Source organism: Paenibacillus sp. OAS669, from assembly GCF_014873645.1.
Lineage (GTDB): Bacteria > Bacillota > Bacilli > Paenibacillales > NBRC-103111 > Paenibacillus_S > Paenibacillus_S vulneris.
Genome location: NZ_JADBDR010000019.1, coordinates 1 through 26,973, shown reverse-complemented (window position 1 = coordinate 26,973; position 26,973 = coordinate 1). Strand labels below are relative to the sequence as shown.

Genomic DNA, 26,973 nt, shown 5'->3' with positions numbered 1-26,973 from the left:
TATAATGAACCATGTATTCATCGAACATTTTGAATCGTATAAACGGAGGGGAATTTTTTTGAAAAAGGTGTTCAAGCAAATAGTCGTATCCGGAATGGCGCTATCCCTGCTTCCGGCATTAACCGTAGGCTCAGCTTTTGCTGCTGACACGGCTGCTCCTGCTCAAGCGGCCAAATCGAAAAATGTTATCGTTTTGATCGGCGATGGAATGGGTCCTGCCCAAGTATCGGCGGCTAGAGATTATTCCCGTCACTTTTTGAACAAAAATCATTTGGAGCTGGATTCCTACTACGTGGGTCAAGCCACCACATATGCAGACCGCGGTGAAGACGGCGGCGTGATGGTGTCCGGAGAGGTTACGGACTCGGCATCAGCCGGTACCGCCTTTGCTACGGGACATAAAACCTATAACGCGGGGATCAGCGTATCGAATGAAGACGTCTCCAAGCCTTTCGCTTCCGTTATCGAGGCTTCGGAGAAGGTCGGCAAGTCGACCGGCCTGGTGACAACCGCAAGAATTACCCATGCTACTCCTGCGGTGTACGCTTCCCACGTAAGAAATAGAGATAATGAGAGCGCTATTGCTTCTCAATATTTGACAGACCAAGAAGTGGATGTGCTGTTCGGCGGCGGTAAGCAGTTTTTCCTGAGCAAGGAAGAGAAGGGTAAGCGTACAGACAAAACGATCATCCCGGACTTCGAGGCGAAGGGCTATAAAGTCGTGTATGACAAGCAGGGCCTGGAAGGTCTGAATGCCAAGGACGGCAAAGCGCTCGGCCTGTTCGGCAATTCCCATGTCGACTATGTGCTCGACCGCAATGAGTCGGTACCTAGCTTGGCAGATATGGCTTCCAAAGCGATCGAGATTTTATCCCAAAACCCTAAAGGCTTCACGATGATGATCGAGGGGGGACGGATCGACCATGCCGGTCATGCGAACGATCTTCCGTCTGTCGTGCAGGAAGCGCTGGATTTTGACGCTGCGGTTAAGGTTGCCATGGATTTCGCGAAAAAAGACGGCAACACTTCCGTTGTGATCACGGCTGACCATGAAACCGGCGGATTGTCCCTATCCCGTGACGGTGTATATGAAATTAACGTAGATGCATGGAATAAAGAAAAGCAATCGTCCGAAGTGTTCGCACCTAAGCTGAAAGCAGCCAAAAGCATCGAAGAAATTAAACAACTGGTATTCGAAAACACGGGCTTTAACGATTTGACCGACGAAGAGGCGGCTTACATCATGGCTGGCGACGGTACCTCCTACGCTCAAGAAGGGGCATACAATGCAGTCATGGCTAAAAGATTCATGGTCGGCTTTACCGGTCACGGCCACTCTGCAGTAGACGTTGGCGTATGGGCCTACGGACCGATTGCCGATATGGTAAAAGGCCAAATCGACAATACGGACATCGCCAAGGCGGTTGCCAAGGTAGCTAACGTGGACATTGACGGAACTACGACCGAAATACAGGCTCAATACGTATACCCTAAGTTTAAAGTTACCCGTGACAATACGGTGCTGTATCCGGCTAGAGCATTGTCCGAAGCATTGGGCGTCAACGTATCCTGGGATGAAGCGTCCAAATCGGTCGTGCTGACCAAAGACGCTAACAAGGTCTCCATCAACGTAGAAACATTGGAAACAGCTAGCAACGGTTCGGCAAGCAGCTTCAAGGCCAATATGGATAACGGACTGCTGTGGCTGTCTCTGGATGCATTCCAGCAATTAACGGACAAGCAGCTGACTTGGGACGCTTTGTCCGAGCGCATCAGCTTGAAGTAATTATGGTTGTGGAGGATAGGCAGGGGACCCGTTTCCCCTGCCTATTTTACCCTATAGGGGAAGCTTAGCTTCAATACAGTAAAGGGGTTGAAGGTCCAGATGATCACTTTGACGAATGTGCGTAAATCTTTTCTTTTGGACGGAGTGGAATCTCCTATTTTGCATATTCCTCATTGGTTCGTGGATAAAGGCCAGCGAATCGCACTAATCGGCCCGAGCGGCAGCGGCAAGAGCACCTTGCTGCATTTGCTGGGGGGCGTTCTTGCTCCGGACAGCGGGGAAATGACCATAGCCAACCACCCTCTGCATCGTTATTCCGAAGCGCAAAGGGACCAGTACCGGGCCAAGCAGGTAGGGTATATTTTTCAAGACTTTCATCTCATTTCATCTCTGACCGCGAAGCAAAATGTGGAGCTGGTGCTGCCGAGGGAGTGGAGCAAGCAGGAGCGGGAGTCCCAGGTGAATGACTGGTTTGAGAGAGTGGGATTATCTCACAGGAAGCAGCATTTGCCCTCCCAGCTGTCCAGAGGCCAGCAGCAGCGGGTGGCAATCATCCGTGCATTGATTCATCGGCCTCCTTTTATATTGGCGGATGAGCCGACAGGAAGCCTGGACTGGGAAGCGGCCGGCTCCATCATGCAGCTGCTGCTGTCCTTATGCGAGGAGGAAGGGTCAACGCTCGTGACGGTGACGCATGATTTGCACTTGGCGGAGCTGTACCCGGTTCAGGTCCATATGGGCGAAATCAATATGCTGCTTCGTCCCGGACAGGGACGGCCGTTCAATGGGGAAGGAGGGGAGCCGATTGAGTCTGCTTCACTTGCTATGGCGTAATATGCTGCATCGCAAGACGCTGTCGCTGCTGACGATGTTTTCCGTCGCGATGACGGTTGCGCTTCTGGTGTTCCTGATTCTTTGCAGCCAGGGCGTGGAGCAGGGGGCGGAAAAAGGCTACGGACCGTTCGAGCTGACCGTCGGGGCCAAAGGCAGCCAGACGCAGCTGGCCATGAACACGTATTATCATGTAGGTGCGCCGACGGGCAACATTCCCTATGAGGTGTTTGAACAACTTCAAAAGGAGGAGCAGGCGGAAGCGGCTTACGCAATGACGACCGGAGATAACCTAAACGGCTACCCGATTGTCGGTATTGATGCCCGGTATTTCCTGACCCGTTACGGCGATAAGAAGCTGGAAGCAGGCACAGTGTACGGAAAAACGGGGGAAGCAGTCATCGGCTCCCATGTCGCCAAAACGTTCGGTCTTCATGTCGGGGACACATTCCACGGCGGTCACGGTCTGGTCCATGAAGCGGAGCATGAAGGAGACGAGGACGAAGAGTCCCATGAGGAGCATGAAGCGCATCACAGCTTTGCTTACAAGATCGTCGGCATCTTGCCTCCGCTTCATACCTCGGATGACCGGGCCGTATTTACTACGCTGGATTACGCTTGGGCGGTGCACGAAAGCCAGCAGGGGGCGCATAAGGATGTTACGGCCGTGCTGATCAAGCCCAAGACGCTGCTTGGCGCACAGACCCTAAAAAACAAATACGACCGGATCGACAACGTTCAGGCGATTTATACGAGCAAGGCGGTGGCGGATGTTGTGAATATGGTGGATAAAGGCTCGCAGGTGATCAGCATTGTGACGCTATTGTGCGTTGTGCTGGCAGCCATTTCGATCCTGCTTTCTTTAATGGCGGCGGTCAACGAGCGCAAGAAGGATGTCGGCCTGCTCCGGCTTATCGGCAAATCCAAATCGTTCGTATGGATGTCGCTCCTGGGAGAAGGACTTCTGTTGACGGCAATAGGGCTTGTTATCGGGCTGGTGCTCGGCCACGCAGGCAGCTATGCGGGCAGGGATCTGTTGTTTGATTTCTCGGGAATTGCGTTGGATGTATGGAGCGTGTCCGCCTCCGAATGGCTGCTGATGCTGGGGACGTTGGCGGTAGGAGCAGCGGCTTCCTTGGGACCGGCGTTAAAAATGTACCGTGTCGATCCGTTGCAGCTGTTCCGTTCGTGAGCGCCGACAACGGTCCATGATCAGGTTGAGGGAGAGATAGGAAAGGAGAGATCTATAATGGAAGTGAACGAAGGTGGCGTGAAAGTGCAGAATCACGCCATGGCTAGGGGCGCGCGCGGACGCAAGCGCGCCGGGGCGAAGGCCGCGGCCGCCGTGCTGGTCGCGGCGGCGATGCTGGCCGGCTGCGGCTCGAAGCCGGCAGCGGACCCGTCGGCGGCGTCCTTCTCCGCCGCCGCGCCCGCCCCTTCTGCGGTGCCTGCCGCAGAAGGCAAACCCGCGGACTCGGGCGCTGCGCCGAGTCCGGCTGCCCCGGCCGCCACGCCAGCGGCGGCCGAAGCAGCACCGCCCCCCGCGCCGCAGGCGGGGGGCGAAGCGAGCCCATCCCCGGCGCCGCAGGGGATGGCTGCTCCCGCAGCGGCCGAGGCAGCGCCTGCCGCAAGCGCAACCCTGGCTCCCGCGCAGCAGGAGCCGAAGGTCGCCGCCGCCGCGCAGCAGCCAGCGGCGGAGCCCGCGCCCACGCCGGGGGCTGAGCCAGCCCCGGCTGTGGAGCCGACACCGGCGGCGGTCGAGTCGCCGCCAGCCGCCACGCCGACGCCGGCGCCTGCCTCCAAGCCGGCGTCGAACGAGCTCAAGTGGTCGGAGTTCTTCGACGACGACAAGCAGACGACACCGTCCAACAAGTTCTGGGACTTGAACGGCAAGACGGTGCAGATCAAGGGCTTTATGGGCGAAGTATTGTCCTTCGACAAGCATTGGTTCCTGCTTATCCCGCAGCCTGGAGCGGAATGTCCGTTCGATAACGGCGACGAGACGTATTGGAACAAAATTATGATTGTATTCGTTCCGAAGGATACGAAGCTGCGCTATACGTCCGGGCCGCTGCAAATAACAGGCAGACTTGATGTCGGTATTAAAATCGACGAGTCCGGCTACAAAACGATGTTCCGGCTGTATGACGCCAAATTCGAAAAAATCAAAGAATAACTATGCCGCAGCTGCAGCCTTCGAGGAGCGTTTCCTTGAAGGTTGTTTTTTTTGCAAATTGAAGCCAAAGTCTTTGTGGAGCAGTTGGTTGAAAGCACTTGTTTTGTGCGAGCGATGCAAAATAGGAGAGGGGTTATGCCACGAAGAGGAGGCCCACCGGATTATATCGACAGTAGTTCAAGCTTTGAACTTTCTCCAACAGACTCCCCCATGGTGGGGATTTTGTTGTGTTTGACGGTTGGGTTCTGGTCCTGACTCTTCATTTGCAAAAAAATAATATTGGCGTGCTCTTAAACAAAACAGGGAAATGGTATAATGGCTCATAAGCTGATTACTTTATCGTTGGAGGTATTCTCAAGTGTCATTAGTCGGAGAGGAACGGAAGGACTTTATTCTTAACTTGCTGAATCTGGAAGGAAAGGTCAAAACCGGAGATCTGGTAGATAAACTGAAGGTTTCCTCCGAGACGATTCGCAGATATTTGGAGGAGCTTGAGGAAGAGAATAAGCTGAAGCGGGTATACGGCGGAGCGGTGAAATACAATTTGCACCGGGAGGAAGCGTCCCATATCCATCGGGAGGTAACCCTTGCCGAGGAAAAGAGACTGATTGGACGAGCCGCCGCGACCTTGGTAGAGGATAACGACGTCATTTTCATCGATGACGGCTCGACGACGCTGCAAATGATACCGTATTTGCAAAATAAGAAGCATATTACGGTGCTGACCAACTCCATTGCTGCACTTACTTTGCTGATTGAATATAAGAACAAGGATTTGTATTCGGGCAGCATTTATTTTATCGGCGGCAAGGTCGATTCCAAGCAGTTCCGAACGACCGGCACGACAGCCGAGAACACTGTGGAATCCTTTTATGCGGATAAAGCATTCATTACGATCGACGGCATTTTGATGGGCAAAGGCATTACAAGCTTCGACGAGGAACGCGGTCGGCTTGCGAAGAAGCTGATCGAGCATTCCAAGCAAAGCATCGTCCTGACGGATCATTCCAAATTCGGCAATGTGCGGTTCTACAAAATGGCTGATTTGAAAGAGATCGACATTATCATTAGCGATGTGAAGGCTCCAAGGGAATGGGAGAGCTATTTATCGGAAAAAGGCGTGGCGTGGATTCACGCGGAATAGCTTTGAAATAGTAGCAGCAAGGCTGCCGGCACAAGCCGGCAGCCTTGCTGTGCCTAATGGCCGACTTTCCCGGACCAGAAGGCTCTCAGCTTTACCAGCCGATAAACCAGCCACGTTACAGACGCAACCAGCATTATGTCGAAGCAGACGTTGAACAGGAACAGATGCTTTCCTATATCCGCCATACCGTCACCTACAACCGGCACCATAAACCCGATTATGCCTACGAAGCCTATCAGCATCATAAGCTCCGTTCGGATTCGGGCGATTCGGTTCTTGCGGCGAATGTATTCATAAATCGCGACAGCGTAATAGGCAGCGTAGAACAGGGCTATAGACAGCAGGGAATTCGGCATATGTGTATTCTTGAATTGACTCCAACTGCTGAACCGATAGTCCAGCGCTCCCGGCGGCTTGTTCTCCTGCTTCAAATAATTTCCCAGATAGTACGGCCGGATGCTCATACTGTTGTTCGCCGCAAATTCCAATTTATCTATGAACCGGGAGGTATGCTGAAGATAAAACAACAGTACATCCTTGTGCGATATCCGGTCGTAAAAATCCGGCTTCATGGAAGGAGCGTCCTGCTTGATCGGCGTATCCGTCTGAAAATAGTTCGTACCGGCCAGCACAGACAAATGCTCGGGTAGACCGAGCGCTTTAAGATCTCCTTTGACATCGGGAGACGCGTTCAAAATTCCATAGAACACGGTCTGGTACATATTGATGTTTTTCAGCCCCTTGGGGGCAGCCATATACATTCCTGCCGAAATGACGATCAGAGAAACCGACAGCCAGATCGTTAGACGGCGCCAGCCCGGATCATGACGGAGCGTCAGGAAGCGAAGGCCCAGCATCCCTAACAGAACCCCTACAGGGGCGTTCTGGATTTTGGAGCACGTCAGGAAGAAGAATGAGACGAAGCTCAGCCAGAGCAGCTTCCTCGAAGGCTGCTCCTGATTCAGTAGGGCCAGGCTAAGACCAGCTGACAGAAGCAGGAACACCAGCGAGACAGGCTCGCCATACAGCGAATGGAAATAGGCGATATAAGCGATATCGTAGAATACATACAACAGGGCGGCGGCAAGCACTATGCCGACGAAAGCGGACTTATACTTATTGTGTCTGACAATGGTATAGGTCGCAGCGAGCAGCAGGAGAGCAAACAAGGTACCAAGCACACGAATATCAAACGACGCCGGCGAGACAACCAATCCTATCAGACATGCCGCAGCAACCAGAATGATTTGGGTGGATGCGTAAAAGCCTCGGAACCATTGCTCATACGCAAAATACCGGTGGGCAAAGGAGAAAAAGCGTTCGTCATCAGACTCCCCTGGGACTCCGTAATCGAGTCCTATGGTCCCCATCACCCGCAGAAAATCCCCGTTATCCGCAACGCCGATAAACGGCCCGGTATACAGCAAATAAAGGAGAATACATAAGCCTGCCAGAACGGCGCACCATTCGCAGGTTACCCATCTTTTCATGCTTTATTCGACACTTCCTTTAATTGTGCCTAGAGGGCGGAGTGGCTTCCTTTCTCCGCTTCATCTTGGGCATTGTTCTTTGTGGCAGCTTTGGCCTTCATAATGCCGTTGGCCGCGGAACCAAGCTCTTGCTCGATTAAGTAAAGCGATCTACGCTTAACCTCCTTATAGATTTTGCCAATATATTCCCCAATCAAACCAAGGGATATTAATAGGATTCCCCCGATCAACCAGAACGGGAGCATGAACGAAGTCCAGCCGGAGACTACAGTTCAGAACATTTGGAGAACAAGGAGTAAATAGTAAGGTTCCGTGCCTCCTATATCGATGACGAATCTTTGACAGGTTTACTGCAAAAATATGAAACAATTGTTGCATTTTCTTTTCTTGGATAGTAATCTGAAATCAACGGAAGGGGGAGCCGATATTGAAGTCGGTTTGTTCATGGATTGTTTTGTCTTATAAAGTGCCGTCCGAGCCGTCAACCCTTCGAGTCCGGGTGTGGCGTACCTTGAAGGCGCTTGGAGTCGTTTATCTTCAGCAGTCCGTTTGCGCAGCACCGGATACGGTTGAGGTGAGGAAAAAAATTCAAACGCTGACAAAGCTCATCGAAGCAAGTGAGGGAGAGGCGCTCCTGCTGGAGGTCCGTCAGTTTTCCGCGTTAACGGAGGAGGAGCTCATCGGGATGTTTAACCGGCAGCGTACGGCGGAATATGAGGAATTTCTGGAGGGCTGCCGTCACTTTGTACAAGAAATAGAGACAGAAACCCTCAAAGGAAAGTTCGCCTACCATGAAGTGGAGGAGAACGAGGCGGAGCTGGGAAAGCTGAAGAGATGGCATAAAAAAATAGCCAAAAGAGATTTCTTCTCCTGTGCCGCTTCTGTGGAAGCAGTGAAGATGCTGGATAAATGCGAACGAACCTTTGCCGCATTTGTGCAGACCGTTTATGCTACGGAAGGCCATGCCGAAGGGGAAATAGGCAAACAATAGCTGCGGGAGGCAAAGGGGAATGGATATGGGAGAAGCCAGAGTGTTAGGGAAGTTGAAACAGAAGGCAAGGCAGATCAAGCTTCATCTATTCGTCCTGTGGTTAGCCTACAAGGATCCGAGGGTTCCTTGGTATGCCAAGTGGTTTGCGGCATTGGTACTGGCCTACGCTTTCAGTCCGATAGATTTGATTCCGGACTTTATTCCTATCCTGGGCTATGTGGATGATTTGATACTGGTTCCGCTAGGCATTGTTCTCGCGCTCCGGATGATCCCGGTGCCTGTTCTTGAGGAATGCAAGGAAAAGGCGGAAGAAATAAGAAAGCATGGCAAGCCGAAAAATTGGTGGACGGGGGCGCTGTTCCTTTGCGTGTGGGCTCTGGTTCTCCTATGGATAGGAAAATACGGCTACAGCTTGTTCTTAGCCCGATAGCCGCCCGGACAAGGCTTGATCTCGAAAATCGTCAAAAAAACTTGATTCATGGCGAACTTTTCCTTATGATAATGTAAAATCATGAATTGTCCATCCGTCCGCGGATTGAAGTGAGGGAACATGCTGCAAAAGAAAACACATAGACCGAGATCAGCGGTACATTCCATTGTCATCGCTTATTTCATCGTTATTTTTATCGTCACGGTGCTCCTGGTGCTGCCGATCAGCCTGAAGCCCGGGGTGACGCTCTCTTTCATGGATTCCTTGTTTATCGCGGCAAGCGCTGTGAGTGTTACCGGGCTGACTACGGTAAATACAGCGGATACGTTCAGTCATTTCGGGACGGTAGTGCTGATGATCGCTTTCCAATTGGGCGGTATCGGGGTTATGGCAATGGGCAGCTTCTATTGGATCTTGTTCGGCAAGCCGATAGGGCTATCCCAGCGCAAGCTGATGATGATTGACCAGAACCGGTATCATTTGTCAGGAATGGTCCAGCTGATGAAGCTTATTATCGGCATGACGCTGCTATTTGAAGGGATTGGCGCGATCTTATTCGGGTTTTACTTCTACTTCAGAGGTTACTATGCTTCGCTGGCGACAGCGTTGTATCACGGATTGTTCCATTCCGTTTCGTCCTATACGAATGCGGGCTTCGATCTGTTCGGCAATTCGCTGCTCGATTACTCCAATGACGTGTATGTACAGCTGATTACTATGCTGCTTATCGTTCTCGGGGCCATCGGCTTCCCGGTATTGGCCGAGGTGAAGGAATACCTGTTTGGCGGGCACAAGAAGTTCCGCTTTACCTTATACACGAAGGTGACAACGACGACCTTCGCCATCTTGCTGCTTTTGGGTGCCGCGGGCGTATGCATAACGGAGGGCTCGAATTATTTTGCGGGGATGCCTTGGTACGAGATGGTGCTGCATTCCGTGTTTACTTCAGTGACCTCGCGCAGCGCAGGGCTTGCGACCATGAATCCGGCGGATATGACGGAGGCGAGCCAATTGCTGGTCTCGATGCTTATGTTTATCGGGGCGAGCCCGTCGAGCATGGGGGGAGGCGTACGAACGACGACGGTAGCTATCATCGTGCTTATGATTATAACGTTTATGCGCGGAGAAGAGGAAATTCGGGTGTTCGGGCGTTCGGTACGCCGCGACGACATTATCAGAAGCTTCGTGTATTTTATAACAGGCCTGCTGCTGTCCGTCACAGGGGTGTTTATCATCCTTATATCGGAATCGCACCGCATCAATCTGGTATCCGTTATCTTCGAGATCTGCTCCGCATTCGGGACCTGCGGGTTATCAACGGGAATCACGAGCGACCTATCCGGGGTGAGCAAGCTGACGCTGATTGTTTTAATGTATATAGGAAGAATAGGCATGACCTTGTTCCTGACGACCTTCACTCCGACCAAAGCCAAAGCGGACGTCCATTATCCGGAGGAGAAGTTGATTATAGGGTAGAGGCTCGTGCGAAGCCTGTTTGAAGCGGATAGAACAGTTACGGGAAGGACAAAAGTGTCCTTCCTTTTTTTGACTTCTATTTCCGGGGCTCCCCGCAAAACAGCTGAATCAGCTTCGAAGCCAAGGCTTCAATTTATGGGGTAACAGATGCGGTAGAAACGAAGTGAATGGAAGGGGGGCGGTGTGTTTTATGTTTATGTTCTGCATTCCGTTTGTTTGGAATTGAACTGCAGCAGGAGCAGAAGAACGTCCAGTTCCTGGCTAAGAGCAATCACTTCTTGATCGCAAAAATTGTTCTTTACGTTTACGAGCTCTACCAGCCTCGCCCTGAGTATCTCCACTTGTTCTGCCAAGTCCATGATCAATAAATCCCCTAACCTTCAAAAATCTTACATCCATTTTATCATGACTGCTGTGAATAGGAAATCCGGTTTATGGAGTACATCCATTTAACTGTTTTTCCATAACTAGGATATCGGCATTTGGATGCAAAAATTTTATTAAAAAACTCACATTTGCTAAGATTTTGATATAATCAATCCGTTTCCCTTGTTTCCAATCGATGATTCATGACTATAATGCAAAAATAAAAACAGCTTGGCACCCCGGAAAGGGTACCAAGCTGTTCGGTCTATAAGGGCTTAGGAAGTGCGTCTTCGTGTCAAATGAATGAATGTAATGGCAAGCGCCAGAACGAGGACGGTCCCTTTAATGATATCGAAGGCGTAATAAGGCAGATTGAGCATGGTCAGCCCGTTCAGCAGAACCCCGATCAGCACGGCCCCGAAGAACGTACCGATCACGTTGGGCTTTCCGGCCCCGAAGACGGAGAAGCCGACGAACACGGCCGCCACGGATTCCATGAGAAGCGGGGACCCTGCGTCAATCTGTCCGGAGCCGACGCGTGCAGCGAACAGGATGCCGCCGATAGCCGCGAAGATGCCGGAGAGCACGTAGGCCAATGTCCGCACGCGGCTGACGGAAATACCGGAGAGGCGTGCTGCTTCCTTGTTGCCGCCAGTTACATACAATTGACGGCCCCAACGGGTGTAGGTTAAAAATATATGAACGACGATAACAGCGACGATCATCAGTACCACCGGTACCGGAAGCCCGAACAGCTTGCCTTGGCCGATCCAGAGGAAGGATTCGGTAAATTTGCCGGGAGCCTTCGTGCCATCCTGCATCTGCATGTTGTTATAGATGGAGAAGCCTTTGGTGTACGTCTTATGCACGCCGCCGATGATGTACATGACGGCCAGCGTGGCGAGCAAGTCGGGGATCCGCACCTTGACGATCAGCAGGGCGTTCAGTAGCCCGATGACGACGCCGATCAGCAGAGGCACCGTCAATACGACAACCAGCGGAAGCTGGTACCATACCATCATCGATGCGACCACGACGGTCGTTAGTGACACGGTGGAGCCGACCGAGAGATCGAATCCGTCCACGATCTGCGAGAATGTCACGCCGATCGCGACGAAGGTCACAATAGAGATCGACCGGAGAATGTCGGCCATATTATCATAGGATAAGAAATTTTCGTTGACGACGGAGAACACGACGATAACCGCCGCAATAATGATTAACGCTCCATATTTATAGGAATAATCGAGCAGCTTGTCTTTCACTGTACCACAGCCTCCCCTGCACTGGCATAATACAAAATTTGCTCCTGCGTAGCTTCATCGCGCCGCAATTCTTTGACAATCTGCCCGTAGCTCATGACAAGAATCCGATCGGCAATCCCTAATATTTCGGGTATTTCACACGATAAGTACAGAATCCCCTTACCTTCCTGGGCAAGCCGGCCGATGAGGCGGAAGATATCGCTCTTGGCGCCGACGTCGACCCCTTTGGTCGGCTCGTCGAACAAGTAGACCTGCGCTTCGGTCGGCAGCCATTTGCCTACGGCAACCTTCTGCTGGTTGCCTCCGCTTAAATATTGAACCGCCTGCTCCATATTCGGCGGTTGAATGCCCAGCTGCCGTATCATTTCGGCGGCATTGGCGACCTCCTTGGCCCGTTGTACGAAGCCAAGGGAGCTGAAGAGCTTCAGCAGCGGTAAAGACAGGTTATGCTTGATGCTTTGCTCCACCAGAATGCCCTGCTTGCGGCGTTCCTCCGGGATGAGGGCGATGCCTTCCCGGACGGCTGCGGTAGGGTTGGACAGCCTGACCGGCTTGCCCTGAATCCGAATTTCCCCGCGGTCCATCGGATCGGCGCCGAACAGGACGCGGGACAGCTCGGTTTTCCCCGCGCCGACCAGTCCTACGACGCCGACGATTTCGCCCCGGTGAACGGTCAAGTTGACGCCGCGGACTTTGGTCGAGAACGTAATGTCCTTGGCCTCAAGCAGCGGCTCGCCGATGGCGACCTGTACCTTGGGGAATTCCTCCTCGAACGTTCTCCCGAGCATTTGCTCGATGACCGCCTGCGCGTTCGTCTCCGCCGCAGGCACGGTGCTGATACGCTGACCGTCCCGCATCACCGTTACCCGGTCGCTGATGCGGAATACCTCGTTCAGGCGGTGCGAAATAAAAATGCAGCCTACGCCTTCCGATTTGAGACGCTCCATAATGCGGAACAGCTGATCGGCCTCTTCATTGCTGAGAGGAGCCGTCGGTTCGTCGAAAATTATGAATTTGGCTTTTTGCGCCAAGGCGCGGGCAATAAGGACAAGCTGCTTCTGCGCAATACTGAGCTCGGCGACTTGGCGGCGGACATCGATAGCAAGACCGATTTCGCGCAATATGCGATCGGCTTCCTTATTCAGGCTGCCCCAATGTACCCAGCCGCTGCCGGTCCGCCGGGTCATCCGGTCGAGCATAATATTCTCGGCTATGGTCAATCTCGACACCAATGCGGTATCCACCTCTTGGTAGACGCATTGAATCCCGCTGTTCATCGCGTCGCTCGGTCCTTGAATGGCAAGAGGCTTCCCGTCGATGGATATTTGCCCTTCATCCGGGATGTAGGCACCGGCGAGCACTTTAATCAGCGTGCTTTTCCCGGCTCCATTGGCACCGAGCAGTGCATGAATCTCGCCGCCGTGCACCTCAAAGTCCACCTGCTGGAGCGCCTTAACGCCGGGAAACGATTTGGATATCCGGTTCATTTGCAGTAAGGCGGTGGATAGGGACATCGTTCATCACACTCCTTATTTCAATGGAAAATCCCATCGGGAGGTTCCGATGGGATCAATGGCTCATTACCGAATTACTTCGCGGCAGGCTGCTTCTCAGCTTGCTTCAGCCAATCGGTGTAACCTTGCTGACTGTTGCCCCAGCCCTTCACATGCTCGCTAAGCTGAGCAGTAGAGATTTGGCTGCTTGGCAATTGATCGCGGGATACGAACACTGGGTCCAGTACGATTTTGTCCGGCGTTTGGTCGCCGTGCAGCTTCTGGTACAGGTAGCGGACTTGAATGCGGCCGATATCCTTAGGATCTACGGCTGCGGAAGCTACCCAAGGGCTTTTGGTATCTTGAATCATTTGCAAGTCTTCATCGCTCATATCGATGCCGTATACTTTAATTTCGGTACGTCCGGCTTGCTGGATTGCGCGGGAAGCGCCTTTCGCGAATTCATCCCATGCAGCCCATACTGCAGTAATATCGCCTTTGTTCGGATATTTTTTCAAGATCGCTTCCATTTGGGATTGCGTATCCAGTGCCGTGTTTTGAGAAGCGGCGCCGAATGCGGCGATCTCTTTGATATCCTTGTTTTTATCCATGAATTCTTTGTAAGCGACTTGTCTGCGCTCCATCGGAGCGAAGCCGGCTACCCAGATCTTGACGATGTTGCCTTTGCCGCCGATGTCTTTGCTCATTTTATCCAGAGTCACTTCGGCCATTTTTTGGTCGCCTTGCTCGAGTACGGTTATGCCTGGCTTCTGGATGTCGGCATCAAACGCGACAACCGGAATTTTTTTATCCAATGCCTTCTGCACGCCTTGATCCAATGCTTCGGCTGTGCCGTGGTCGATCAGAATACCGTCGAACTTCTGGTTGATCGCAGCGTCCAGATGCGAAGACATTTTAGCCAAGTCGCCGTCAGCTGTGAATACAGTAACCTTGCCGCCGAGCTTTTCTACTTGTTCCTTCACGCCCTCTATGTACTGCGCGGAGAATGTACCCAGATTGATTTGCATAATCAATGCTATTTTTTTATTCTCTAACGAGCTTCCGCCAGCACTGGCATTAGATCCGTTATCTGCAGGCTTCGCTTCCGGTTTGGCCCCGCATGCCGCCAAGCTGATGGCAAGAATCAGGACGAGCACGAGAGCTATACTTTGTTTCAAACGCTTCACGATGAGTTGCCTCCCCCGAATAATTAATTATTTATAATTCCAATAAGAATACTTGGTAAACATATTTTATCACCACGCTATGAAAATAGCAATGATTTTTGCAGGTTTCGACATATTGCGACTCAGCTAGTCCATATGTTATCACAGCAGCCACAGAATGAGAATAACCAATTTTTTTAGGAGCAGGCTCATTTCAGCCGAAGCGCCATTTTTCATAAAAAAGATTTCCAATCTAGTGACAACAATGTGACAAAACAACTAGAATAGAATTATAGAAAGGTGTCTCTCAAGGAGGGATCCATTTGATGTTTTGGAGAACGATTCGATCTAGACGTCGCAGTGTCGTGCTGACATGGCTGCTTTCTTATTTGGCTGTGCTGCTGCTGCCTGTCCTTATTAGCATTATCGTGTATAACTCTTCGAGCAAAACATTGGAAAGTGAGATCCACCAGGCTAACGACGCCCTGTTGAAGCAGGTACGAGAGATTATGGATAACCAGTTTCAGTCGATGGAGCGGCTGAGCTTTGAGATGACCTGGAACGTCAAGGTGGAGGACTTGCTGTATTCGAACAAATACCGGTTTCCGAACGATCAGCGGTACGACATGTTTCAAGTGACCCAGGATTTGAAGCTGTACAAATCGTCGTATCCTTCCATCGACTATTTCTACATTTATTATGCGGCGGATGATGTCTTGCTGCTGCCCACGTTTACGAGGGATTTGGGCTTGGGCTATGAGCTTATGCATAAAGGCGGGACCTTGACATATGATCAATGGCTCCGGATTTTGCAGCAAAAAAACTATAAAGGCTTTATTCCGATGTCCTGGAACGGAGAGGACGGCAAATTAAGGAAAGCGGTTGCATTCGTCAGCTCCTATGCGACAGACCCCGGGGAGCATCCGATTGGGGCTAATGTCATCTTACTAGATCAGGCGCGCATTCTTGGGGCTATTGCGAATATGCAGTTTTACCGCGAGGGTCAGGTGCTAATTCTTAATAAAGATAACCAGGTGCTTGTGTCGAGCACGAACGATACGCTGCCGGATGCGTTCCCCTACTCCCAGCTGGAGGGCAATACGGGACTGTTTTATTTCAATAATAAGGATGGGGAGAAGATGGAAGGCTTCTATATCCATTCCGCCCGGTCCGAATTGAAGTATGTATCCATTGTCCCAAGCAAGCTGTATTGGAAAAAGGCGGAGCAGGTCCGTAACTTGACTTATATGAGCATTCTGATCAGCTTGCTCGGAGGGATTACGCTGACCTATTTCTTCCTGCGCAAAAATTATGTGCCTGTTCGCCAGCTGGTGCAAGCCTTTGCCGGGAAAAGCGCGGTGTCCATGAGTGAAGGGGGCAACGAGTTTCATTATATTGAGCAATCGATACAGAACACTTTAAGAGAGATGGATAAATTCACGGCTCAGATGAGGCAGCAGCGCCAAGTGCTCAAGTCGAATTTTATCGTGAAGCTGCTCAAGGGCAAGCTGGACAGCCAGGTACCGGTCGATGAGGCATTGACCGCCTATCATATGCAGCCTCTGTCGGACAGCTATGCGGTCATGCTCTTGTATGTCAAGGAAAGAGGGCCGTTCTTCGAACGCATTCAGGGGATGGAAACCGGAGATAAGCATATGCTGCTCCAGTTTATTGTAGCGAATGTCGTAGAAGAGCTGGTGAACCGGCAGCACCGCGGCTATGTGGCGGAAATCGACGAGACGTTCGCTTGCCTGATCAATTTCAATCCGAAAGATGATAACGGGCGATTGGAGCAGCTGTTCCAGATTGTGGGCGAAGCACAGGCGTTTCTGCTGGAGCGTTATCAGATTCATATGACTTTATCGATCAGCGGCATCCACGGTTCTCTCAATGGAATAGCGCAGGCCTACTCGGAAGCGCTGGATGCGATGGAATATAAGCTGGTGATGGGCAACAGCGATATCCTGGCTTACCCGATGCTCCGCCAAGAGACCGGGCAGGACGATAATGCCGGCTACTACTATCCGCTCTCGGTCGAGCAGCAGTGGATGAATGCAATGAAAATTGGCGATCTTAGCCGGGCTAAGCAGACGCTGGAGGAGATTATCGAGCGCAACTTCTACCGTCAGCCCGCGCTGTCCATACCGCTTGCCAAGTGTCTGATGTTTAATTTGGCCAGCACGATGATCAAAACGACGCAGGAAATCGGCAGCGGCCAGGGGCCTTTCTTACGCAACAACCCTGTGTCCGTTGAACGGCTGCTAAGCTGTGAAACGGTAAAAGAAATGCAGGTCGAGCTCATCGGCATGCTGGAGAAGGTGTGCAAGTACACGTCCGACAAGCGGCAGCAAAATATACAGCAGGCTCGTCAGGAGGCGCTCAGGGAGCTGGTCGACAGCGTGGTTGCATTTATCGAAGAGCATTATCACGACGTGAACCTGAACATCACCATGATCGGCGATCATTTGGATATGAAGCCGGCCTACGTGTCCAAGCTGTTCAAGGATCAGACAGGCGGCGGCTTGCTCGATTACATTAACAAGGTTCGTATCGAGAAGGCAAAGGCCATGATTGTGGAGCAGAAGAAAAGCATAAGCGACGTCTCCGTACTCGTCGGCTTTAATGATCCGAATGCGTTTATCCGCACGTTTAAAAAATACGAAGGCATCACTCCGGGCAAATTTAAGGAAACCTGGAGCGCCTAAAGCTTGCTTTGAAAGCGGCCGTTTCGTTAATTCAGCGCGTGAACGGCCGCTTTTTGGATAAATTGAAGATTGATTTGGCCATTTTGCAGATCGTCTGGTCACTATTGAGGATGAAAATAGAGAAATTGCATATATCTATTTGTAAGCGTTGCCATTATGATCGGGTTAGGAATTGCAGCACATACCTAATCGAGAAATGGGAGGTCACTAGCGATGAAGAAAAGAAGGAAACTCATCCCTATTGTAACGATCGCCACCATGATGGGCAGCTTGATTGCAGCCTGCTCCAATCAATCTTCCGCACCAACGGACACAGGCAAGCAGCCTCAAGGAGGAACCACAGCTCCAGCGTCTGCAACGACGTATCCGATAAAAACGGACAAAACCTTAACCTACTGGGCCGAAATCAACGGAAACACAGTGGGGATCAAATCCGCCCTGGGCGATATCCCATTCTTTCAGGAATGGCAAAAAAGAACCGGCGTGCCGATGAAGTTCTCTTCACCCGTGGTGAACCAGGCGAAGGAAGGCTTGAACGTTCTCCTCGCTTCAGGAGAGCTGCCGGATATGATTGAATACAACTGGCTTGATTTTCCCGGAGGTCCGGAGAAGGCCATTAAAGACGGTTATATATTGAAGCTCAATGATTTGATCGATAAGAACGCCCCGAACCTGAAGAAATATTTGAAGGAGCACCCGGACGTCGACAAGATGGTCAAGACGGATAACGGCAACTATTTCGCCTTCCCGTTCATCCGCGGCGACGAATATTTGAAGGTATTCCAAGGACCGATCGTCCGCAAAGACTGGCTCGATGAGCTGGGCTTGGAGGTTCCGACCACCATTGACGAATGGTATACGGTGCTGAAGGCGTTCAAGGAGAAAAAAGGCGCTGCCGCCCCGCTGTCCTTCTTCAGCGTACCGCGGCCGCTTGAGCAAATTTACAACGGAGCCTTTATCGGTGCCTTCGGCATCAACCGTTTGTTCTATTCGGATAACGGGCAAATCAAGTTCGGTCCCGCCCAGCCGGAATACAAGGAATTCCTTGCTACCTTCCGCAAGTGGTACGCAGAAGGCTTGATCGACAAAAATATCGCGACGGTGGACAGCAAGACGCTGGATGCCAATCTCGCTTCCAATGCTACCGGGGCCACCATCGGCAACACCGGCGGCGGTATCGGCAAATGGATGCCTATCCTGACGGCCAAAGATCCTAAAGCGAATCTGGTGGCCGCCCCGTATCCAGTATTGAAAAAGGGCGATGTCCCTCGCTTCGGGCAAAAAGACCCTGCCTTCGCTCCAGGCGGCATGGTTGCCATTACGGCCAATTCCAAGAACGCGGAGCTGGCCGCTAAGCTGCTCGATTATGGCTATAGCGACGAGGGCCATATGTTCTTCAACTTCGGAACCGAAGGTGTCAGCTACAAGATGGAGAACGGCTATCCGAAGTATACCGATCTGCTGATGAAAAACCCAGATAAGCTGGCTCCTTCCCAAGCCATGTCCCTGTACATCCGCGGCAACTACAACGGGCCGTTTGTTCAGGATAAGCGCTATATTGAGCAATATTTGACTTTGCAGCAGCAAAAGGACGCCATTCCTGTCTGGTCCAAAACCGATGTAGACAAATATGCGCTGCCTCCGATTACGGCTACGCCTCAAGAAAGCACGGAGCTGGCTAAAATCATGACGGACGTGAACACGCTGGTAGATGAAATGACGCTCAAGATCATTCTTGGCAACGAGCCGCTCGAAAACTTCGATAAGTATATGGCGAAGCTCAAAACGCTGAACCTGGACCGTGCCATCGAAATCGAGAAGGCCGCCTTGGATCGCTATAACAAACGTTAATAGGCCAATCGCAGCGGGGCGGGGCTAGTGCAGTCCCTCCCTGCTGTGAACCGGCTTTCCGGCTATTCCTGTCATGGTTTCTATTGAGGTTACGGACTTTGAGGAAGGAGGGGAATGATATGGCCAAGACGATGGCTGTACAAACGACCGAATCTGCCGCTATGCGCCGCCGGAGCTTTTCCTCCCGGGTTGTCAGGGATTTTTTGCTCAATAAATATTTGTATTTGATGATGGTGCCTGTTATCGTCTACTACGCTATTTTTCATTACGCACCGATGTACGGGGCCATCATTGCCTTTAAGGACTATACCCCGATGAAAGGCATTCTGGGAAGCCCGTGGGTCGGCCTGGACAATTTCAAGGATTTTTTCAGCAGCTATTATTTTTGGCGTATTTTGAAAAATACCCTGATTATCAGCCTATACTCCTTATGCTTTGAGTTCCCTGCTCCTATTATTTTGGCTATTCTCATCAATGAGGTCCGCAATGCGGCATTCAAGCGGGTTGTCCAATCCATTACGTACATGCCTTATTTCATATCAATGATCGTCATCTGCGGAATGATCAAGGATTTCACGAACAGCGGGGGCGTCATCAACTCAATATTCACCTTTTTCGGCGGAGACGGTCAAGCGATGCTGCAGAAGCCGGAGATGTTCCGGGGCATCTATATCGTTTCGGAGATTTGGCAGAAAATCGGCTGGGAATCCATCATCTATATTGCTGCATTAATGAGCATCGACCAGGAGCAGTATGAGGCGGCACGGATAGACGGCGCCGGGCGATGGAAGCAGATCCTGCACATTACGCTGCCGGGCATTTTACCGACCATTACGATCCTGTTCATTCTTCGTATGGGCAATATGCTGAACGTAGGGTTCGAGAAAATTATTTTGCTGTACAATCCGGTTACTTATGACACGGCGGACGTTATTAATACGTTCGTATACCGGAAGGGCTTGCTTGAATTCGGCTGGAGCTACAGTTCGGCGGTAGGCTTGTTCAACTCGGTCTTTAATTTGGTGTTATTGATCTCCGCGAACTGGATCAGCCGCAAGGTCAATGAAAACAGCCTTTGGTGAGGAGGAACCGCTATGAAACGGGATAACGACCTTTCGGAACGCATTTTTGACTGGTGCATCCATATCGTGCTGCTGCTGCTGGTTGTCGTTGCACTGTATCCTCTGCTGCATGTTGCCTTCTCGTCCTTTAGCGACGCTAACCAGATCATCGCTCACCGGGGCGTGCTATGGAAGCCTCTAGGCTTTAGCGTAGAAGCTTACAAGAGCGTGTTCGATAATCCGGATATATTAAAAGGGTACGGCAATACGCTGTTTATCGTTATCGTCGGAGTCATCATCAATTTGTTCGTGACCTCCCTCGGCGCCTACGTGCTCTCCCGCAAAAATGTGATGTGGAACAAGGTCTTCATCTTCGTGATAGTTCTTACGATGTTTTTTAACGGCGGGATGATCCCGTTGTATCTGATTGTCAAAAATGTCGGTCTCATGAACTCCCTATGGGCGACGATCATACCGTTTGCGGTAAACACCTTCAACCTGATCATCATGCGCACCGCCTTCATGTCCGTACCAGACAGCCTGGAGGAGTCGGCCAAGATCGACGGGGCGAATCATTTTACCATCCTGTTCAAAATTATTATTCCGTTATCCATGCCGGTCATCGCCGTTATGATCCTGTATTATGCGGTGGAAAAATGGAACGGCTGGTTCTGGGCCTCGTTATTTTTGAAGGATCGTGAACTGTATCCGCTGCAGCTGATTCTCCGGGAAATACTGCTCGCCAATTCGACGGACAGCATGGCCTCGGGTGCTGCGGCAGCCGACAGGTTCCAGATTGGCGAGACCATCAAGTATGCGACCATCATGGTAGCCACGGTGCCGATCTTGTGCGTATACCCCTTTGTGCAAAAATACTTTGTCAAAGGCGTCATGGTGGGTGCTTTGAAGGGTTAATTCATCTGCCGGCATGACGGCATGGACTGCAGCTTATTCAGAAGCGGCAGTCGGAGGTTTTGGAAAAAAGATCGTACGATAGTCCACGGCGGGATCCCTCCCTCCTGGGCGGTACGGTCTATTTTTACATTAAAGGGTTTATAAATTTCAGGGCTCTCCGCAAAGTACCTGAATCCGCTTCGAAGACAAGGCCCCACTTTGTGGGGTGAGTCTGTCGAGAAACCTAGTTTTGCGAGAACTTTGCTAAATATGGAGGTGGGGTATTCCTCGGAAGAGTTTACGTCCGCCTTTGAAACCCGTGAAAATACCACTAAATCTGATCCCTTTCACGGGTTTCAACAGCGGCTGGAGGGGCATACCCCACCGTAGTATATTAGCAATAGTTCAAGCCTTATAGGTTTCTCGACAATCTGGTCCCACTTTGTGGGTTCTTTTTTCGTTTTTTGAGAGTTGCAGCAACCTTTTGCCAATCCTCTTCGTCAGAAGGGTAACTCCGGAGTTGAAAAAGGAAATAATAGGCTTACAACTTAGTGTGATACAAAAGAAAGGTGGCTTCATTATGAAAAAATTCGTTACTCTTATGACTTCAGCCGCTATCCTGTGCAGTCTGTCTGCCGGTTCGGTCTATGCCTTTACCGATCTTGATTCTGCCGAGCAGGAGCCGGTTACCGCGCTTAAAGACAGGGGAATTGTAAGCGGTGTGGACAGCCAGCACTTCGTGCCCCGCGGGCAGATCAGCTATGCACAGAGCATCAGTATGCTTGTTAAAGGGCTGAAGCTTTCGCTCGATCACGTCAAATTTGTGAAAAAGCCGGAAGCCTCCGACTATTTCAAGAACGTACCTAACGATGCCTGGTATGCCGAGGCGTTTATTATAGCCAAGGTGAACGGTCTGGACATTCCTGAAGATGTGGATCCGAACGCCCCGATTACCAGGGAAAAGTACGCCAATCTGCTGAACGATGCGATGGATGCGAAGGCTCAGCTTCCGCTTATCAAAATGGCGGTTATCCTTGCGGATGAGGACGATGTCGCACTCGAGTACAGGGTGGACATGCAGCGAATTTATCTGCTCAAAATTGCCAAGTTAGGTGAAGACCGCAAGGCGTATCCGAAGCGGGAGATGACACGCGGAGAAGCAGCGACCTGGCTGTATAACGGCATCAAATTAGTGGAAGCTCACACCTCCAAGCCGAATCCGCCTCAGCAAGCGGATATTACGGTTGACGTTCAGAAGGTGAACGAAGAGGTGAATAAGGTGATCCTGTCCCGCGAGATGCCGAACCCGGGGTACGGATTGAACATTACGGGCATCCGTTTCGAAGCGGATGATACTGCCGTGATTCAGTATGAAGTGGTGAATCCGAAGCCGGGCATGATGTATCCGCAGGTGATTACGAATGCGAAGGCGGAAACCTTCGTCGCTTCCAAATACAAGCCTGTGGCTGAGCTTGTAGGCGGGTCCGTTTCGGGCGCGGCTGGAGACTCTGCCGCATCGGAGGCTGCTACGCCGGAAGCTGCCGCTGTGCAGATTCAATAACCATCCATTTGCTTTGAAATCGCTTATGGGAACTTTGTTTCCTTTTCCGTGACAGGCAGTGCTTCTCGTCGGACGGGACGGATGCGGACTAACCCGACAGTCGCGACGGGTACCCTCTCTTTAACATCCGTGCAGCCGGCCGGCGTCCGTTCCAGAAGCACCGCTCTACTAATCAGGACCTGTGCGTAAATTTTACCCTATGTTGTGTATTGCTCCGGGGCATCAAGCTCTCGGGGAAGGACGCAGGCATAGGGTATTTTGTTTAGGAGATGCTAAGATGTGGTAAGAAAACTATATCGGGCTTTTTCAAGGACGAGCGGCCGTGTTCAATGGTTGGTTTTATCGGCAGAATAGCATTTTCAAGCCCCGATGACCTTGGGTCTTATAGATGCTATTGTGGTAAAATAAACCTGCACGGGCTGGACATAACTACGCGGTTAATGAGAGGAGCTGCTATGATGGATAAACAATATGTGGAGTTGAACGGGCTTCGAATGGCCTATAGGGAGAAAGGGCAGGGACAGGCTGTAGTGCTGCTGCACGGCTTTTGCGGGAGCTCGGCTTACTGGGACAAGCTGCTTCCGCTGCTCCCAGAGAGCAGCCGATTCATTGTGCCTGACCTGCGCGGTCATGGGGATTCGGGAGCGCCGGACGGAGTGTATTCGATGGAGACTCTGGCGGACGATATTGCCCAGCTGGTTCAGCAGCTTGGCCTGGGCAAGGCCATTCTGCTTGGCCATTCACTCGGTGGATACGCCGCCTTGGCGGTTGCCGAGCATTATCCGGAGCTGCTGGCCGGCTTCGGCTTGATTCATTCGACGGCTTTTCCTGACAGCGAGGAAGCGAAGCAGGGACGTTTGAAAAGCCAGGAGACGATCAAGGAGAAAGGACTTCCGGTATTCATCGACGGCTTGATACCGAAGCTGTTCGCACCGGCGCATCTGCAATCGATGTCGGATGAGGTGCAGGAGGCGATTCGCATCGGCTGCGGCACAAGCCCTGAGGGCGCTGTCAACACGCTGGAAGGCATGCGCTTGCGGCCGGACCGCAACCGGGTTCTGGAGACGGCGCGCGTCCCCGTGCTGCTTGTTGCAGGCAAGCACGATCAGATCGTGCCGGTCGAGCGCACGTTCACGGTCAGCGGCGATAGGTTCACTCAATGCCTGATCGAGGACGCCGGCCACATGAGCATGATGGAATCGCCGCAAAAGCTGGCCGATGCCATCAGCAGCTTCGCCGCAAGGGTGAAGTAGCAGAAAGAGTCACTGGACATCGCTTAGAGCAGCGATACCGGTGACTCTTTGTTTGATCGGGCCTGCCTGCAGCGCTGGCAGCAAGACGAACCGGCTCAAGCAGTTCGTCGTCCGAAGCCAACTCGCCGTTATGGCAGTCGTTAAGGCTGCTCCAACGGCTCTACGCCGATGGTGATCCCTGTATCGCCGGGATCCTTCATGCCGATCCGGGTGATATACCAGCCTTCCCCAAGGTCCGGGGTCTGCTTAAACTTCTGAATAGTGACGACAGCCGAGCCCTGCTCGTCATACTCTGTGGCTACGACCCGGTAATCAAACGAGTATTGAACCGTATCCTCATCCGGCGCCGACGATTCCAAATTCTCGATAGCTCCCATATGGGGACTGGACCCTCCGGTTACCCAATAAAACGATTCAAACTCACTTTTGGTGCGCTCCTTTAATTCCGGAGAGAACACGGCGTACTGCAGAGCGCCGTTTCGGGTCCGGATACCTTTGATCCAAGTGTTCAAAGCCTCTTCAGGTGTATCGGCAAGCAGCCCATCCTGCAGCCGGCTTACCTGTATGGCAAGTCTTGCTGCATCGGGAAGCGTTACCCGAACCTCCTGTGATTGGGAATCGTAGGACGCTGACCCTCTAAACTCTTTTGCAATCAGCTCGATGGGGGCCAATACCTTGCCGTCCTCCACTTTTAGGCCAAGCACAGTCGGAACATAAGGAATGTCATTAATATACAAGCTAAGCTTGGATTCGGCGTACGCGGAACCTGCTATAACGGCTGCAGCGACAAGAGAACAAATTGCTATTTTCGGAATGAGCTTCATGGTATGTTTTTACCTCCAATTATCTTAGTAAAGAAAAGACGATGCAAAGTGAGAGAAGGTTGTAAATTTTTACTATAATTCGCGAAGATTTCTGAACGAGACTTGAATTATTTCCTAGGCAATTAGTGAAAGGAAGCTGTGAAACTGCAGAGGCTGGCGGTAACGGGAGTAACGCTATTGCTTGTAGCTGCTGTTTTTTTTCTTGCCATATTCAGTTTTATAATTATAATCAACACAAGAGAACTGTTATCCGATAACGCACTAATGGATAAAATTACGGTTAGCCTGAACGCAAGCGAAAGCGCAAACAAATTGCCCCGGATGTACGTGAAGCATTCAGACCTATTTGAATAGTCGGCAGGATAGAACGAAAAGCTAATGGTTTTCGTAAGAATGCAAAGTCAATTTAGTCTCGAAATTTCATACGGTCTCGTCATCCGTATTTCATGTATACAAGATCTTGTCACCGGAACGGGCATGACCTACAACCAGAACATAAGAAGGTGCTTGTAATGCATAAGCTCAGGCTTACATTGAACTCAAATCAGCGGTTTTTGCTTCGAAATGTATCGATTATTGTACTCGGCTTATTTATTAACCAGCTTTTGCAGACCGTGGGGAGCATTGTATTAGCCCGCGTGTTGAACGATCCCAGTCAGTTCGGGGAAATTAATCTGCTTCTGCAAATATTCGGCATGGTAACCTTATTCCTTAATGTGGGCTTTAACGCCGCTTTGGTTTACGGCTTTTCTACGGACAGGCAGGAAGCCGTTCGCAATAAATTTCGGCTGGCGATGGTCGGAAGCGTGTTTTTCGGCATCGTCATCAGCGTGATTTTGTCCGCTCTGTCCCCTTTTCTTGCGCATACGTATCAGCTGCCTTCCCTGAAGGGAGCGCTGATTATCAGCTCGCTGATGCTCGTATTCAATTCGGTCATCAACGTGGGGGTAGCGTCCTTTTCCGGTAACAGGGACTTCGGGACACAGGCATTCTTTATGGTTATAACGACCATTTTCTCCACGATGGGGATGGTGCTAGGCGTACTGGTGCCGATAGGCCATCATTTTTTGTGGGGGGTGGCATTCTGGATGGGCGTCGGCTCTGTGCTGACGGCTCTTTGCATTTGCTGGAAAGCGGAGAAGGTGCATCATCCCAAATGGCTGGGTGCCGTAACAATGGATCCCATGCGGGACATGCTGAAGTACGGCGTTCCGCTATGGGCGGGCAATATCGCCAAAGCGTTCCAGCAGCCTTTTCTCGTCATGGTCGTCGGGGCGAGCTCCGTCGTTGCGGTAGGCCATCTGGCCAACGCCTTTCGGATAACCGGTTTTATCGGAATTGTCACCTGGGCGTTCATGATCGTGACGTTTCCCTTCGTTGCCGAAAGCTCCCGTGATTTGGAGGAAAGCAGACGGAGAGGCACATTGTGCGTGCGTTACAACAACATTATTTTGTATCCTTTGACGCTGGCCATTTGCTTGTATCCCGACGAAATCAACGGGTTCCTGTTCGGCTTGAGCTATACGACCGGGGATTCGGGAATGTATATTCGGTTGTTGGCGTTAGGCGTATTCTTCTCCTCCGTCGGCCGTCTGGGCGGTAATATATTGGCAGGTATGGGGAAGACACGGGCTAATTTCTGGGTAATGATCGTTGCGGGAATTTTCGTCATTGCCATCGTGCCGTTCGTCGCTGCAAGCAGCCCTGTGCTCGCGGTATGGATCTATACGGGCGGCTGGGCCGTATCGGCCATCTCAATGATATGGTTCTTCTTTGTAGAAGGATTTCCGCTGCACTGGTGGAAGGCCTACGGGGAGCCTTTGATACCGACGCTGGCTATGGGAGCCTTCATGGAGATCGGGCGATTTACAGGGCCTTTGTACGTATGGTTTATCATAGCAGGTGTTGCGTCGCTTATTCTGTTGACCTATTTGATAGAAAACGATTGGCTGCATCAGCGAAAGCCGGTTGTCCAATGGAGCTCAGCCGAACGGGATGAGCAGGGCAAATTTCATAATGGGTAGGATATATGTTGAAAGCTTGATGGTGACAGCAAGCGTAGCATACTACCCAAATAAAACAGCGTTCCGGTTATCGGGCGTTGTTTTTTATTTTGGGCGTGCCCAGCTAAGCACGCATCTTCTATCCGGTGAAAGTCCGGTCGCGGGAGGGGCCAAGCCCCCGCGTAGCTTGGATTCTTATGTATGGCG

General features: G+C 51.4%; 21 protein-coding genes and 1 pseudogene. 15 read left to right on the top strand and 7 right to left on the bottom strand.

Going from position 1 to position 26,973, the window contains the following annotated elements; translation table 11 throughout:
• Positions 1 to 94 precede the first annotated feature (94 nt).
• The 5 genes from GGC63_RS29890 to GGC63_RS29870 all read left to right on the top strand — a co-directional run bounded on the left by GGC63_RS29890 (position 95) and on the right by GGC63_RS29870 (position 5,937).
• Positions 95 to 1,786 carry an alkaline phosphatase gene (locus tag GGC63_RS29890; protein ID WP_225948611.1) on the top strand — a complete coding sequence of 564 codons (1,692 nt, stop codon included), beginning with the start codon at positions 95 to 97 and terminating at the stop codon, positions 1,784 to 1,786.
• 99 nt (positions 1,787 to 1,885) lie between these two features.
• A complete protein-coding gene (locus GGC63_RS29885) occupies positions 1,886 to 2,620 on the top strand; it encodes an ABC transporter ATP-binding protein (RefSeq protein ID WP_192705392.1) in 735 nt (244 codons plus the stop codon).
• Entirely contained in the window at positions 2,592 to 3,809 is a 1,218-nt protein-coding gene (locus tag GGC63_RS29880; protein ID WP_192705391.1) for an ABC transporter permease, read from the top strand. Before GGC63_RS29885 ends, GGC63_RS29880 begins: the two co-directional genes overlap by 29 nt.
• Positions 3,810 to 4,208: 399 nt before the next feature.
• Complete coding sequence (locus GGC63_RS29875) at positions 4,209 to 4,793, top strand: hypothetical protein (protein ID WP_225948595.1); 585 nt, start codon at positions 4,209 to 4,211, stop codon at positions 4,791 to 4,793.
• Positions 4,794 to 5,151: 358 nt separating this feature from the next.
• Positions 5,152 to 5,937 carry a DeoR/GlpR family DNA-binding transcription regulator gene (locus GGC63_RS29870; protein ID WP_192705390.1) on the top strand — a complete coding sequence of 262 codons (786 nt, stop codon included), beginning with the start codon at positions 5,152 to 5,154 and terminating at the stop codon, positions 5,935 to 5,937.
• Between the two features lie 53 nt (positions 5,938 to 5,990).
• Here GGC63_RS29870 and GGC63_RS29865 read toward each other — a convergent pair whose 3' ends face one another.
• A complete protein-coding gene (locus tag GGC63_RS29865) occupies positions 5,991 to 7,427 on the bottom strand; it encodes a hypothetical protein (protein ID WP_192705389.1) in 1,437 nt (478 codons plus the stop codon).
• Between the two features lie 29 nt (positions 7,428 to 7,456).
• A pseudogene (locus GGC63_RS34705) lies at positions 7,457 to 7,693 on the bottom strand (hypothetical protein); the annotation flags it as partial.
• A 161-nt stretch (positions 7,694 to 7,854) separates the two neighbouring features.
• Here GGC63_RS34705 and GGC63_RS29860 point away from each other — a divergent pair.
• The 3 genes from GGC63_RS29860 (at position 7,855) to GGC63_RS29850 (ending at position 10,324) form a co-directional block, all read left to right on the top strand.
• Positions 7,855 to 8,418: a Chromate resistance protein ChrB gene (locus tag GGC63_RS29860; RefSeq protein ID WP_192705388.1), complete on the top strand. Its 564-nt coding sequence runs from the start codon at positions 7,855 to 7,857 to the stop codon at positions 8,416 to 8,418.
• A 25-nt stretch (positions 8,419 to 8,443) separates the two neighbouring features.
• A complete protein-coding gene (locus GGC63_RS29855; protein WP_192705510.1) occupies positions 8,444 to 8,848 on the top strand; it encodes a YkvA family protein in 405 nt (134 codons plus the stop codon).
• Positions 8,849 to 8,968: 120 nt separating this feature from the next.
• Positions 8,969 to 10,324: a TrkH family potassium uptake protein gene (locus GGC63_RS29850; protein WP_192705387.1), complete on the top strand. Its 1,356-nt coding sequence runs from the start codon at positions 8,969 to 8,971 to the stop codon at positions 10,322 to 10,324.
• Between the two features lie 194 nt (positions 10,325 to 10,518).
• Here the strand turns inward: GGC63_RS29850 and GGC63_RS29845 are convergent, their stop codons facing one another.
• From GGC63_RS29845 to GGC63_RS29830, 4 genes are all read right to left on the bottom strand, one after another.
• Positions 10,519 to 10,683: an aspartyl-phosphate phosphatase Spo0E family protein gene (locus tag GGC63_RS29845; RefSeq protein WP_192705386.1), complete on the bottom strand. Its 165-nt coding sequence runs from the start codon at positions 10,681 to 10,683 to the stop codon at positions 10,519 to 10,521.
• A 282-nt stretch (positions 10,684 to 10,965) separates the two neighbouring features.
• Entirely contained in the window at positions 10,966 to 11,955 is a 990-nt protein-coding gene (locus GGC63_RS29840; protein WP_079914363.1) for an ABC transporter permease, read from the bottom strand.
• Positions 11,952 to 13,469: a sugar ABC transporter ATP-binding protein gene (locus GGC63_RS29835; protein ID WP_192705385.1), complete on the bottom strand. Its 1,518-nt coding sequence runs from the start codon at positions 13,467 to 13,469 to the stop codon at positions 11,952 to 11,954. Before GGC63_RS29835 ends, GGC63_RS29840 begins: the two co-directional genes overlap by 4 nt.
• 74 nt (positions 13,470 to 13,543) lie before the next feature.
• Positions 13,544 to 14,635: a sugar ABC transporter substrate-binding protein gene (locus tag GGC63_RS29830; protein ID WP_079914365.1), complete on the bottom strand. Its 1,092-nt coding sequence runs from the start codon at positions 14,633 to 14,635 to the stop codon at positions 13,544 to 13,546.
• 305 nt (positions 14,636 to 14,940) lie between these two features.
• Here GGC63_RS29830 and GGC63_RS29825 point away from each other — a divergent pair, with 305 nt between their 5' ends.
• From GGC63_RS29825 to GGC63_RS29800, 6 genes are all read left to right on the top strand, one after another.
• Entirely contained in the window at positions 14,941 to 17,319 is a 2,379-nt protein-coding gene (locus tag GGC63_RS29825) for a helix-turn-helix domain-containing protein (protein WP_225948607.1), read from the top strand.
• Between the two features lie 213 nt (positions 17,320 to 17,532).
• Positions 17,533 to 19,170, top strand: coding sequence for an extracellular solute-binding protein (locus GGC63_RS29820; protein WP_225948594.1), 1,638 nt, complete (start codon positions 17,533 to 17,535; stop codon positions 19,168 to 19,170).
• A 119-nt stretch (positions 19,171 to 19,289) separates the two neighbouring features.
• Entirely contained in the window at positions 19,290 to 20,252 is a 963-nt protein-coding gene (locus GGC63_RS29815) for an ABC transporter permease subunit (protein ID WP_192705383.1), read from the top strand.
• A gap of 12 nt (positions 20,253 to 20,264) precedes the next feature.
• Entirely contained in the window at positions 20,265 to 21,146 is an 882-nt protein-coding gene (locus tag GGC63_RS29810) for a carbohydrate ABC transporter permease (RefSeq protein WP_079914368.1), read from the top strand.
• Positions 21,147 to 21,705: 559 nt separating this feature from the next.
• The gene (locus tag GGC63_RS29805) at positions 21,706 to 22,686 is read left to right on the top strand and encodes an S-layer homology domain-containing protein (protein WP_192705382.1); all 981 of its coding nucleotides are present in this window, start codon (positions 21,706 to 21,708) and stop codon (positions 22,684 to 22,686) included.
• Between the two features lie 458 nt (positions 22,687 to 23,144).
• Complete coding sequence (locus GGC63_RS29800; protein WP_192705508.1) at positions 23,145 to 23,939, top strand: alpha/beta fold hydrolase; 795 nt, start codon at positions 23,145 to 23,147, stop codon at positions 23,937 to 23,939.
• A gap of 140 nt (positions 23,940 to 24,079) precedes the next feature.
• Here GGC63_RS29800 and GGC63_RS29795 read toward each other — a convergent pair whose 3' ends face one another.
• The gene (locus GGC63_RS29795) at positions 24,080 to 24,763 is read right to left on the bottom strand and encodes a hypothetical protein (RefSeq protein ID WP_192705381.1); all 684 of its coding nucleotides are present in this window, start codon (positions 24,761 to 24,763) and stop codon (positions 24,080 to 24,082) included.
• 512 nt (positions 24,764 to 25,275) lie between these two features.
• Between GGC63_RS29795 and GGC63_RS29790 the strand changes: the two genes are divergently transcribed.
• Entirely contained in the window at positions 25,276 to 26,787 is a 1,512-nt protein-coding gene (locus tag GGC63_RS29790; protein WP_192705380.1) for an oligosaccharide flippase family protein, read from the top strand.
• The last annotated feature ends 186 nt before the right edge of the window (positions 26,788 to 26,973 follow it).

Excerpts from the sequence above, each read along its gene's own strand:
- GGC63_RS29805 (WP_192705382.1), top strand. The coding sequence starts at position 21,706 with ATGAAAAAATTCGTTACTCTTATGACTTCAGCCGCTATCCTGTGCAGT.
- GGC63_RS29845 (WP_192705386.1), bottom strand. The coding sequence starts at position 10,683 with ATGGACTTGGCAGAACAAGTGGAGATACTCAGGGCGAGGCTGGTAGAG.
- GGC63_RS29820 (WP_225948594.1), top strand. The coding sequence starts at position 17,533 with ATGAAGAAAAGAAGGAAACTCATCCCTATTGTAACGATCGCCACCATG.
- GGC63_RS29890 (WP_225948611.1), top strand. The coding sequence starts at position 95 with ATGGCGCTATCCCTGCTTCCGGCATTAACCGTAGGCTCAGCTTTTGCT.
- GGC63_RS29825 (WP_225948607.1), top strand. The coding sequence starts at position 14,941 with ATGTTTTGGAGAACGATTCGATCTAGACGTCGCAGTGTCGTGCTGACA.
- GGC63_RS29885 (WP_192705392.1), top strand. The coding sequence starts at position 1,886 with ATGATCACTTTGACGAATGTGCGTAAATCTTTTCTTTTGGACGGAGTG.
- GGC63_RS29865 (WP_192705389.1), bottom strand. The coding sequence starts at position 7,427 with ATGAAAAGATGGGTAACCTGCGAATGGTGCGCCGTTCTGGCAGGCTTA.
- GGC63_RS29835 (WP_192705385.1), bottom strand. The coding sequence starts at position 13,469 with ATGTCCCTATCCACCGCCTTACTGCAAATGAACCGGATATCCAAATCG.
- GGC63_RS29790 (WP_192705380.1), top strand. The coding sequence starts at position 25,276 with ATGCATAAGCTCAGGCTTACATTGAACTCAAATCAGCGGTTTTTGCTT.
- GGC63_RS29850 (WP_192705387.1), top strand. The coding sequence starts at position 8,969 with ATGCTGCAAAAGAAAACACATAGACCGAGATCAGCGGTACATTCCATT.
- GGC63_RS29810 (WP_079914368.1), top strand. The coding sequence starts at position 20,265 with ATGAAACGGGATAACGACCTTTCGGAACGCATTTTTGACTGGTGCATC.
- GGC63_RS29795 (WP_192705381.1), bottom strand. The coding sequence starts at position 24,763 with ATGAAGCTCATTCCGAAAATAGCAATTTGTTCTCTTGTCGCTGCAGCC.
- GGC63_RS29855 (WP_192705510.1), top strand. The coding sequence starts at position 8,444 with ATGGGAGAAGCCAGAGTGTTAGGGAAGTTGAAACAGAAGGCAAGGCAG.
- GGC63_RS29875 (WP_225948595.1), top strand. The coding sequence starts at position 4,209 with ATGGCTGCTCCCGCAGCGGCCGAGGCAGCGCCTGCCGCAAGCGCAACC.
- GGC63_RS29815 (WP_192705383.1), top strand. The coding sequence starts at position 19,290 with ATGGCCAAGACGATGGCTGTACAAACGACCGAATCTGCCGCTATGCGC.
- GGC63_RS29800 (WP_192705508.1), top strand. The coding sequence starts at position 23,145 with ATGGATAAACAATATGTGGAGTTGAACGGGCTTCGAATGGCCTATAGG.